7 protein-coding genes and 1 tRNA gene are annotated in these 11124 nt (G+C 69.0%); 6 read left to right on the forward strand and 2 right to left on the reverse strand.

Annotation, left to right across the window (positions count from 1 at the left end):
- Positions 1-448 precede the first annotated feature (448 nt).
- The 3 genes from gltB to pyk are packed head-to-tail and all read left to right on the forward strand — an operon-like array spanning position 449 to position 8061.
- Positions 449-5071, forward strand: coding sequence for a glutamate synthase large subunit (gltB, locus tag CVO76_RS05165; protein WP_208741029.1), 4623 nt, complete (start codon positions 449-451; stop codon positions 5069-5071).
- The gene (locus CVO76_RS05170) at positions 5064-6521 is read left to right on the forward strand and encodes a glutamate synthase subunit beta (RefSeq protein ID WP_133081841.1); all 1458 of its coding nucleotides are present in this window, start codon (positions 5064-5066) and stop codon (positions 6519-6521) included. The genes gltB and CVO76_RS05170 overlap by 8 nt, the downstream gene beginning before the upstream one ends.
- A 49-nt stretch (positions 6522-6570) precedes the next feature.
- Positions 6571-8061, forward strand: coding sequence for a pyruvate kinase (pyk, locus tag CVO76_RS05175; RefSeq protein WP_133081842.1), 1491 nt, complete (start codon positions 6571-6573; stop codon positions 8059-8061).
- Positions 8062-8147: 86 nt separating this feature from the next.
- On the opposite strand, the gene CVO76_RS05180 is transcribed toward pyk, so the two are convergent.
- Entirely contained in the window at positions 8148-8750 is a 603-nt protein-coding gene (locus CVO76_RS05180; protein WP_208741031.1) for an ANTAR domain-containing response regulator, read from the reverse strand.
- Between the two features lie 145 nt (positions 8751-8895).
- On the opposite strand from CVO76_RS05180, the gene CVO76_RS05185 reads away from it, so the two are divergent.
- Positions 8896-8977: transfer RNA gene (locus CVO76_RS05185), tRNA-Leu, on the forward strand.
- Positions 8978-9002: 25 nt separating this feature from the next.
- Here CVO76_RS05185 and arfB read toward each other — a convergent pair.
- Positions 9003-9428, reverse strand: a complete 426-nt coding sequence (arfB, locus tag CVO76_RS05190) for an alternative ribosome rescue aminoacyl-tRNA hydrolase ArfB (RefSeq protein WP_208741033.1) — start codon at positions 9426-9428, stop codon at positions 9003-9005.
- Positions 9429-9495: 67 nt separating this feature from the next.
- Here arfB and ligD point away from each other — a divergent pair, with 67 nt between their 5' ends.
- Both ligD and CVO76_RS05200 read left to right on the forward strand, forming a co-directional pair.
- The gene (ligD, locus tag CVO76_RS05195) at positions 9496-10518 is read left to right on the forward strand and encodes a non-homologous end-joining DNA ligase (RefSeq protein ID WP_208741035.1); all 1023 of its coding nucleotides are present in this window, start codon (positions 9496-9498) and stop codon (positions 10516-10518) included.
- A 138-nt stretch (positions 10519-10656) separates the two neighbouring features.
- Positions 10657-11124 (forward strand): hypothetical protein (locus CVO76_RS05200; RefSeq protein WP_432206132.1); only part of this gene is annotated, 468 nt, incomplete at its 3' end.

An 11124-nucleotide genomic window follows, 5' to 3' on the forward strand; every position in this document is an offset into this window, starting at 1 on the left:
GCTGAGGCTCCTGTGGCAGGCCGGTCGGGTGCATCCGATAACGCTTCAGCCACAGGTGCCCACGCAGCGGACACCGGGCTGGGCACGCGGAACGATCGTGGTAATCTTTCCGAAACAAACGGCGCCTGAGTACCGTTCCAGGACTCCGCGCAAGCGGGGCCGCGGTCTCCGGCTCCCGATAGCAGTCCCCGGGCCACCGCCCCTAAAGGACGCAACACCACACAGTTGTGGACTCCAGGTGCGACGGCCGGATCACCTTCCTGCCCGCACCGACACCGTCCCCAGCCGGCGCAGGACCACTTCTGCGACTGCCCGCCAAGAGCGCCGGGCAACGTCGGCCGGACGATGTGCACGAGATCGATAGACGGTGCCCGCTTCCAGACAGCGGTGCCCCCGGGGCCAGGGCTGTCCCCTCCCGACGCTCCATCATGGGGGAAGGATCCTTTCTATGACTGCTTTGACGCCAGGAAAGTCGACCGGGACGGACTCCGGAACGGCACCATCCACGGCTGCGACCGTGCAATCCCCCTTCACGCGGTTCGCCTCCCTGCCGGAGGCGACCGGGCTCTACAACCCGGAGAACGAGAAGGACGCGTGCGGCCTCGCCGTGATCGCGACCCTGCGGGGTGAGCCCGGCCACGACATCGTCGACGCCGCCCTGACAGCGCTGCGCAACCTCGAGCACCGAGGTGCCGTGGGCGCGGACGAGGGCACCGGGGACGGTGCGGGCCTGCTGACCCAGGTCCCCGACGAGTTCTTCCGCGCCGTGGTCGACTTCCCGCTGCCGCCCGCCGGCTCCTACGTCGTCGGCACCGCGTTCCTGCCGGCCGAGGCGAAGGAGGAGGAGACGGCGCGTGCCGGGCTGGAGTCCATCGCCGAGTCCGAAGGTCTCGAGGTACTGGGCTGGCGGGTCGTCCCCGTCGTCGCCGACCTCGTGGGTGCCATGGCCCGTGCGTGCATGCCGCACTTCGTGCAGCTCTTCCTGGCCCCGGCGGACGGCAGCACGGCCGATCTCGACGGACGCGCGTTCCGGGTGCGGAAGCGTGCCCAGAACAAGTACGGCGTCTACTTCCCCTCGCTGTCCTCGAAGACCATCGTCTACAAGGGCATGCTCACCACGGCGCAGCTCGAGCCCTTCTACCCGGATCTGTCCGACGAGCGTTTCAAGACGCGCCTCGGCATCGTGCACTCCCGGTTCTCCACCAACACCTTCCCGTCCTGGCCGCTCGCGCAGCCCTTCCGGACCATCGCCCACAACGGCGAGATCAACACGGTCAAGGGCAACCGCAACTGGATGCGTGCCCGGCAGTCGCAGCTGTCCAACCCGCTGCTCGGGGACTCGCCGGAGGAGCTGTACCCGATCTGCACCCCGGGCGCCTCGGACTCGGCGTCGTTCGACGAGGTCGCGGAGCTGCTGACGCTCTCGGGCCGCCCGATCACGCACTCGATCATGATGATGATCCCGGAGGCGTGGGAGAACCACGCCACCATGGACCCCGCCCGCCGCGCGTTCTACCAGTACCACTCCATGCTCATGGAGCCCTGGGACGGACCGGCGGCCGTGTCCTTCACCGACGGCCGCCTCGTCGGTGCCGTGCTGGACCGCAACGGACTGCGCCCCGCCCGCTACTGGGTGACCGAGGACGGCCTCGTCATCCTCGCCTCCGAGGTGGGTGTTCTCGACGTCGAGCCCTCCCGCGTGGTCCGCAAGGGCCGTGTCTCGCCGGGCAAGATGTTCCTCGTCGACACGGAGGAAGGCCGCCTGATCGAGGACCAGGAGATCAAGGCCGAGGTCGCCGCCGCCAACCCGTGGGGGGAGTGGGTCAAGGAGAACCTGATCCAGCTCGAGGACCTCCCGGAGCGCGAGCACGTCATCCACACCAAGGCGTCGATCAACCGCCGCCAGCGCACCTTCGGGTACACGCAGGAGGAACTGCGCATCCTGCTCGGCCCCATGGCGAAGAGCGGCGCCGAGCCGCTCGGAGCCATGGGCTCGGACACCCCGATCGCCGTGCTGTCCAAGCGTCCGCGCCTCCTGTTCGACTACTTCGTGCAGTCCTTCGCGCAGGTGACCAACCCGCCGCTGGACTCGATCCGCGAGGAGCTCGTGACCTCGATGGGCGTCACCATCGGACCGGACGGCAACCTGCTCTCCACCGGGCAGGTGCGATCCAAGCAGATCGCCCTGAAGTTCCCCGTCATCACCAACGACGAGCTGGCGAAGATCGCCAACCTCGAGACCGACGACGGCGACCGGCTCACGGTCCGGGTGCGCGGCCTGTACCGGCACGACGGTGGCGAGGCCGCCCTGCGGGCACGCCTCGCGGAGATCTGCGAGCAGGTGTCCAGCGCGCTGAACCGCGGCGTCGAGTACGTGGTGCTGTCCGACCGCGACTCGAACGCACAGTGGGCCCCCATCCCGTCCCTGCTCCTGACCAGCGCCGTGCACCACCACCTCCTCAAGAGCGCCAACCGCACCAAGACCTCGCTCGTGGTCGAGGCCGGCGACGTGCGCGAGGTCCACCACGTGGCGGTGCTCATCGGCTACGGAGCCTCCGCGGTCAACCCCTACCTGGCCATGGAGAGCTGCGAGGAACTCGTCCGCAACGGCGACATCACCGGCGTCACGGCCGAAGCCGCCGTCGCGCAGCTCATCAAGGGCCTCGGCAAGGGTGTTCTGAAGATCATGTCCAAGATGGGCATCTCGACGGTCAGCTCCTACTGCGGTGCCCAGACCTTCGAGGCGCTCGGGCTGTCGCAGGAGCTCGTCGACGAATACTTCCACGGCACGCAGACCCAGCTCGGCGGCGTCGGGCTGGACGTCGTCGCGGCCGAGACCGCGGCTCGCCATGAGAGCGCGTACCCGCAGGACGGGATCGAGGATCCCCACCGCGGCCTCGACAACGGCGGCGAGTACCAGTGGCGCCGCGAGGGACCGCCGCACCTCTTCAACCCCGAGACCGTCTTCCGGCTGCAGCACGCCACGCGCGAGCGCCGCTACGACATCTTCAAGGCGTACACCCAGGGCGTGGACGACCAGTCGCGGGACCTGATGACGCTCCGCGGGCTGCTCAGGCTGCGCGGCGACGCACGCGAACCCATCGGCATCGACGAGGTCGAGCCGGTCTCGTCCATCGTCAAGCGTTTCTCCACGGGCGCGATGAGCTACGGCTCCATCTCGAAGGAGGCCCACGAGACGCTCGCCATCGCGATGAACCGCCTCGGCGCGAAGTCCAACACGGGTGAGGGCGGCGAGGACGTCGAGCGCCTGCTCGATCCCGAGCGTCGGTCGGCCATCAAGCAGGTCGCCTCGGGCCGGTTCGGCGTCACGAGCCTGTACCTGACGAACGCCGACGACATCCAGATCAAGATGGCCCAGGGAGCCAAGCCCGGCGAGGGCGGCCAGCTCATGAGCCAGAAGGTGTACCCCTGGATCGCGCGCACCCGGCACTCCACCCCGGGCGTCGCGCTCATCTCGCCCCCGCCGCACCACGACATCTACTCCATCGAGGACCTCGCACAGCTCATCTACGACCTCAAGAGGTCCAACCCGAGCGCACGCGTCCACGTGAAGCTGGTCTCCGAGGTGGGTATCGGCACGGTCGCCGCGGGCGTCACGAAGGCCAAGGCCGACGTCGTCCTCGTGTCGGGCCACGACGGCGGGACCGGCGCGAGCCCGCTCAATTCGCTCAAGCACGCGGGCATCCCGTGGGAGCTCGGGCTCGCCGAGACGCAGCAGACCCTCATGCTCAACGGGCTGCGCGACCGCGTGGTGGTGCAGGTGGACGGCCAGCTCAAGACCGGGCGCGACGTCGTCATCGCAGCACTGCTCGGTGGTGAGGAGTTCGGCTTCGCCACGGCACCGCTCGTGGTGTCGGGTTGCATCATGATGCGCGTCTGCCACCTCGACACGTGTCCCGTCGGCGTGGCCACGCAGAACCCGGAGCTGCGCAGCCGTTTCACGGGCAAGCCCGAGTTCGTGGTCAACTTCTTCGAGTTCATCGCCGAGGAGGTCCGCGAGATCCTCGCCGAGCTCGGCTTCCGGACGCTCGAGGAGGCCATCGGCCACAGCGAGCTGCTCGACGCCCGCGAGGCGATCGAGCACTGGAAGGCCGACGGCCTGGACCTGGACCCGATCCTGCGGGGCAACGAGTCCGACTCCGGCGAGCCGATGCGGAACATGCTCCCGCAGAACCACGAGCTGGATCAGCACTTCGACAACAAGCTCATCGAGATGAGTGCCGACGCACTGCAGCACCGCTCGCCGGTCCGCATCTCCGTCGACGTCGTCAACACGGACCGGTCGGTGGGCACCATGCTCGGTCACGAGGTCACCCGGACCTTCGGACTGGACACGCTGGCCACCGACACCATCGACGTCACCCTCACGGGACAGGCGGGGCAGTCGCTCGGCGCGTTCCTGCCCGCCGGGATCACGTTGCGGCTGCTCGGCGACTCGAACGACTACGTCGGCAAGGGACTGTCCGGCGGCCGCATCATCGTGCGCCCGGACCGCTCCAACGTGTTCCGCGCGGACCACAACGTGATCGCCGGCAATGTCATCGGCTACGGTGCCACGAGTGGCGAGATGTTCCTGCGCGGCCAGGTGGGGGAGCGGTTCCTCGTCCGGAACTCCGGGGCGACGGCGGTGGCCGAGGGGATCGGCGACCACGGCTGCGAGTACATGACGGGCGGCCAGGCCCTGATCCTCGGCCGCACGGGCCGCAACTTCGGTGCGGGCATGTCGGGTGGCACGGCCTACGTGCTGGACCTCGACCGCGCGCGCGTCAACAAGCAGAGCCTCGAGAACGGCGAGCTCCTGCTCGTCGGGCTGGACGCCGAGGACGTCGAGATCGTGCGGCGGCTGCTCATCCAGCACGTCGAGGAGACCGAGTCGAACCTGGCCGAGAGCCTGCTGGCGTCCTTCGAGGACACCGTCCCCCGATTCACCAAGGTCCTGCCGCGCGACTACGCCGCGGTACTGGACGCCCGCGCCACCGCCGTCGAGCAGGGCCTCGACCCTGACGGCGAAGAGGCGTGGACAAAGATCCTGGAGGTAACCGGTGGCTGACCCACGCGGATTCATGAAGGTGCGCGAGCGCCAGACCCAGCCACGCCGGCCCGTTCCGGTGCGCATCATGGACTGGAAGGAAGTGTACGAGGCGCAGGAGAAGGGCGTCCTCAAGAGCCAGGCGGGCCGCTGTATGGACTGCGGCATTCCGTTCTGCCACCAGGGCTGCCCGCTCGGGAACCTGATCCCGGAGTGGAACGACCTGACGTTCCGCGACAAGGGACGTGAGGCGATCGATCGCCTGCACGCCACGAACAACTTCCCCGAGTTCACCGGCCGGCTCTGCCCCGCACCGTGCGAGTCCTCGTGCGTGCTCGGCATCAACCAGCCGCCCGTGACCATCAAGCAGGTCGAGGTGTCCATCGCGGACCTGGCCTTCGACGAGGGCTGGGTGGAACCGCATCCGCCGGAGCGCCTGACCGACCGCACCATCGCCGTCGTCGGTTCGGGACCTGCGGGGCTCGCCGCCGCGCAGCAGCTGACGCGGGCGGGCCACACGGTGGCCGTGTACGAGCGCGACGACCGCATCGGCGGCCTGCTCCGCTACGGCATCCCCGACTTCAAGATGGAGAAGATCCACCTCGAGCGCCGCCTCGACCAGATGAAGGCCGAGGGCACGCGCTTCCGGACCGGCGTGGACGTCGGCAAGGACATCAGCTGGGGCCAGCTGAAGCGGCGGTACGACGCCGTCGTCGTCGCCACCGGTGCCACCGTGCCGCGCGATCTCCCCATCCCGGGCCGGGACCTCGAGGGCGTCCACTTCGCCATGGACTACCTGGTACAGGCCAACCGCGTCGTCGCCGGCGAGGCGATCGAGGACCAGATCCATGCGGAGGGCAAGCACGTCGTCATCCTCGGCGGCGGCGACACCGGTGCCGACTGCCTGGGCACGGCCCACCGGCAGCACGCGGCATCGGTCACCACGCTTGCCATCGGCCAGCAGCCGCCCACCGAGCGCCGCCCGGACCAGCCCTGGCCCACCTTCCCCACGCTGTTCGACATCGCGAGCGCCCACGAGGAGGGCGGCGAGCGGCGCTACCTGGCCTCCACTGTCGAGTTCGTCGGCGACAACGGCGTACTGCGCGGCATCAAGGTCGCCGAGACGGAGTTCGTGAACGGCCGACGGGTGCCGAAGGAGGGCACGGAGCGCGAGATCCCCGCGGACCTCGTCTTCCTCTCCCTGGGCTTCACGGGGGCCGAGCCCGCCGGCATCACCGAGCAGGTCCAGGCCGAGTTCGACGACCGCGGGAACGTGGCACGGGACGGCTACTACATGACGAACACGCCGGGGGTCTTCTCGGCGGGCGACGCCGGCCGCGGCCAGTCGCTGATCGTCTGGGCCATCGCGGAAGGGCGCGCCTGCGCTGCCGCCGTGGACCAGTGGCTCATGGGTTCCACCAAGCTCCCCGCGCCCGTGGCGCCGACCGACCGCTCGATCGCCGTGCTCTGACCGGCTCCGCACAGAATCCCCACGACCCAAACACGACTAGGCTAGGTTTATGAGACGCGCAAAAATCGTTGCAACATTCGGCCCCGCAATCGCCAGCTATGAGAACACCCTCGCGGTGCTCGAGGCGGGCGTCGACGTAGCCCGGATGAACATGAGCCACGGCGACTACGCCGTGCACAGCAGCACCTACGAGAACGTGCGCCGCGCGTCCGAGGAACTCGGCAAGCCCGTCGGCATCTTCGCGGACCTCCAGGGTCCCAAGATCCGCCTCGGCCGGTTCGCCGACGGCCCCCACGCCCTCGCCCCCGGGGACGTCTTCACCATCACCGTCGAGGACGTCGAAGGCACGCAGGACATCTGCTCCACCACGTTCAAGGGACTGCCCCAGGACGTCAACGTGGGCGACATGCTCCTGATCGACGACGGCAAGGTCTCGCTCCGCGCCACCGCGGTCGACGACGTCAAGGTCACCACCGAGGTCGTCGTGGGCGGCATGGTGTCGAACAACAAGGGCATCAACCTGCCCGGCGTCGCCGTCAACGTCCCCGCCCTCAGCGACAAGGACGAGGAGGACCTCCGCTGGGCCATCCAGATCGGCGTCGACATGGTGGCGCTGTCCTTCGTCCGCGACGCCGGTGACGTGAAGCGCGTGCACGAGATCATGGACGAGGAAGGCCGCAGGGTCCCCGTCATCGCGAAGATCGAGAAGCCGCAGGCCGTCGACGCCCTCGAGGAGATCATCGACGCCTTCGACGCCATCATGGTGGCCCGCGGCGATCTCGGCGTCGAGCTTCCCCTGCAGGACGTCCCGATCGTCCAGAAGCGCGCCGTCGAGCTGGCCCGCCGCTGGGCCAAGCCGGTCATCGTCGCCACGCAGGTGCTCGAATCCATGATCGACAACCCCCGCCCCACGCGCGCCGAGGCGTCGGACTGCGCCAACGCCGTCCTCGACGGTGCTGACGCCGTGATGCTCTCGGGCGAGACGAGCGTCGGCAAGTACCCGATCGAGACCGTCCGCACCATGGCGGACATCATCGAGTCCACCGAGCGCCACGGCCTCGAGCGCGTCCCGCCGCTGGGCAGCAGGCCGAAGACCCGCGGTGGTGCGATCACCCGTGCCGCCGTCGAGATCTCGGACCAGCTCGACGCCAAGTACATCTGCACCTTCACGCAGTCCGGTGACTCCGCCCGACGCCTCTCGCGCCTCCGCCCGAAGAAGCCGGTCTTCGCGTTCACCCCGGTGCAGTCGACGCTCAACACGATGTCGCTGATCTGGGGTATCCAGCCCAAGCTCGTCGAGTTCGTGGAGCACACCGACCAGATGACCTCGCAGGTGGACCGTGTCCTCTTCGAGCAGGGTCTCGTCGAGGTCGACGACCTCGTGGTCATCGCCGCCGGTTCCCCTCCCGGACAGGCCGGGTCGACCAACTCGATCAAGGTCCACCGCGTCGGCGACATCACCGACGCCGGCCAGCTTCCCGACAGCCACACGTCCTACATCAAGGAGGACGTGGGCCCCTGGCCCACCAAGAAGAAGTAGGCCGACCCACCGGTCAGACGCGAAGAGCCCCATCCGTGAGGATGGGGCTCTTCGCGTCTGCGGACCGGAGGGTCCTCGGCCAGGGGTCAGTTGACCTGGTTGATGATCGTCTCGGCGACCTCGCGCATGCTGAGGCGGCGGTCCATGGAGGTCTTCTGGATCCAGCGGAAGGCCTCGGGTTCGGTGAGGCCCATCTTGGTGGTCAGCAGGCTCTTGGCACGCTCCACCAGCTTGCGGGTGGCGAACTGCTCCTGGAGGTCGGACACCTCTGCCTCGAGGGCCTTGATCTCCTCGTGGCGCGACATGGCGATCTCGATGGCGGGGATGAGGTCGGCCGGTGTGAAGGGCTTGACCACGTAGGCCATCGCACCGGCGTCGCGGGCGCGCTCGATGAGTTCCTTCTGGCTGAAGGCCGTCAGCAGGACCACCGGCGCGATGCGTGCCTTGACGATCTGTTCCGCGGCGGTGATGCCGTCCATGACGGGCATCTTCACGTCCATGAGGACGAGGTCCGGCTTGTGCTCCTCGGCGAGGGCCACGGCCTTCTCGCCGTTGTCGGCCTCCGCGACGACCTCGTACCCTTCCCCACGCAGGATCTCGATGATGTCGAGTCGGATGAGCGTCTCGTCCTCGGCCACGATGACCCGGCGTGCGGGTCCGGCGGGCGTGGATTCGGTGGGTTCAGACACTGTTGCTCCTTGATGATGTGGCGTTCCGATGGGCCCGGAGAGGGCATGCTCCCGTTCCCGGAAACAGCCTATCGGCATGTAGAGTGGATTCGCGCACCGGAGGCGAATGAAGTCCCTGTACCTCCGCCCCGCCCGGGCGCGAACGGCCCGAATGGCGGAATTGGCAGACGCGCTGCACTCAAAATGCAGTATCGAGAGGTGTGTGGGTTCGAGTCCCACTTCGGGCACCGGTCTTCAGCACGTCCGGGGACGTCACTGCTCGGTCGCGGGTCGCTGCCGCTGCCGTTTCGTGGTCGACCGTCGTTCCTTGGCAGCCAGTCGCCGGCGGACCGAGCCCTTGGTGGGTCGCGTCGCCCGGCGGGCTGCCGGCTCGGGTGCGAGCGCCTCTGCCACCTTGGCGGCGAGTTTGGCCACGGCGATCTCGCGATTGCGCAGCTGTGATCGGCGCTCCGAGGCCGTCACGGTGATCACCCCGGACACGAGACGGGGTCCGAGACGCGTGAGCAGTATCTGGCGCTGGCTGTCCGAGAGCGCCGCCGAGCGCGCGACATCCCACGAGAGTTCCGTGCGGCTGTCCGAGGTGTTGACGTGCTGGCCTCCCGGCCCGGACGAACGCGAGAACCGCCAGCCCAGTTCCGATGCGGGAATCGTGAGTGCGGGTGTCACCTCGAGATCCATGTACCCAGCGTCGCACGGTCAGGAGCAGGGAAGTCCCGCTCGAAGGTGCCGGGGGTAGATTGGGTCCATGGCCAGCGAAGCGATGATCCTCGATGTCGACGGTCCGGACGGTTCCCGGGCCGTCCGCCTGTCCAGCCCGTCCCGTGTGCTCTGGCCGCAGGCCGGGCTGACCAAGCTGGACCTCGCGCGCTATCTCGTCGCCGTCGCGCCTGCCTTCCTGCGCGCCAACGGCGGACGCCCGGTCTCCCTGCAGCGCTTCGGCGGCGACGTGGACGGCGAGTACTTCTTCAGCAAGAACCCGCCGAAGGGTGCGCCGGACTACGTGCGGAGTGTGACGGTGGTCTATCCCAGTGGCCGTGCACACCCTCAGCTCGTCCTCGACGAGCCGGCGTCCGCCGTGTGGGGCGCGCAGATGAACACCGTGGTCTTCCATCCATGGGCGTCCCGCGCGGATGCCCCCGACCTGCCGGACGAATTGCGGATCGACCTCGACCCGCAGCCCGGGACGACGTTCGCGGACGTGGTGGCGGCCGCCCACGAACTCCGGGCCGTCCTGCGGGAGGCGGGACTGACCTGCTTCGTGAAGACGTCGGGGAACCGCGGGCTCCACGTCTTCGCGCCGATCGAGCCGACCCACGAGTTCCTCGAGGTCCGCCGGGCCGTGATCGCCGCCGCACGGGAACTCGAGCGGCGCATGCCGGACCGAGTGACGACGGCCTGGTGGAAGGAGGAACGCGGTGCCCGCATCTTCGTGGACTACAACCAGGCGAACCGCGACCGCACCATGGCCGGCGCGTACAGCCCGCGCGCCCTGCCCCACGCCCCCGTGTCGTGCCCACTCGGCTGGGACGAACTGACCGGCGTCGACCCGGCAGCCTTCACCATCACGACCGTGCCCCAGAGGCTGGCGACGACCGGCGACCCCTGGGAGGGGCTGCATGCCGCTCCGGGCAGCATCGACGTCCTGCGCGAATGGTGGGACCGCGACGTCGAGGCGGGACTGGGCGAGCTGCCGTTCCCGCCGGACTTCCCGAAGATGCCAGGGGAACCTCTGCGCGTGCAGCCCAGCCGCGCACGTAACCGCGCCTGAGCCGCCCTGTCAACGACAGGCCGGACGAGCGGTTCCCGGCGCGAGCCCCTGCCCGCGCTGGTAGAACGGGAGGGAACGTTGCCGCGCCCGGCAGGAGCCGGGCCTGACTCCGGCCGCTGCCCGGCCATCGGGAGACCCATGAAGAAGACCGTGCTGTTCTCGACCCTCCTGCTCATCCTGGTCACCGGGTGCGGCGGAAATCCCGCCACCGATGCCGAGCCTCCCGGTCCCACGCCCGACCCCGCCGAGACGGCGACCGAGCAGGCCGCAGCACCCTCGGATGCGCCGTCCGTCGAGGGCCTCGCGGATGCCAACAGCGGTACTTTCTCGTTCCTGATCGATGAGGCCAGGGGCGACGTCGTCCTGCCGGCCGAGGCGCCCGAGGATATCGAGGCGGCGCGCGAGGAGCTGGGCCAGGAGGCGGTGACCTATTCACTGGTGACCGTGCAGAATCCAGAAGGGGGAGTGACCCTCGCCCTGGAGACCATCACCGTCTCCACTCCGGAAGGCCAGGACCTCGAGCTGAGGCCGGCAGCGACCGTCCTCGAGGAATGGGGTGCGGCGGCGAACGGCGGGGAGTCCTCCCCGGAGGTCGTCGACCTGGTG

Origin of the sequence: Arthrobacter agilis, assembly GCF_002953615.1 — a bacterium.
In the GTDB taxonomy this organism is placed as follows: domain Bacteria; phylum Actinomycetota; class Actinomycetes; order Actinomycetales; family Micrococcaceae; genus Arthrobacter_D; species Arthrobacter_D agilis_B.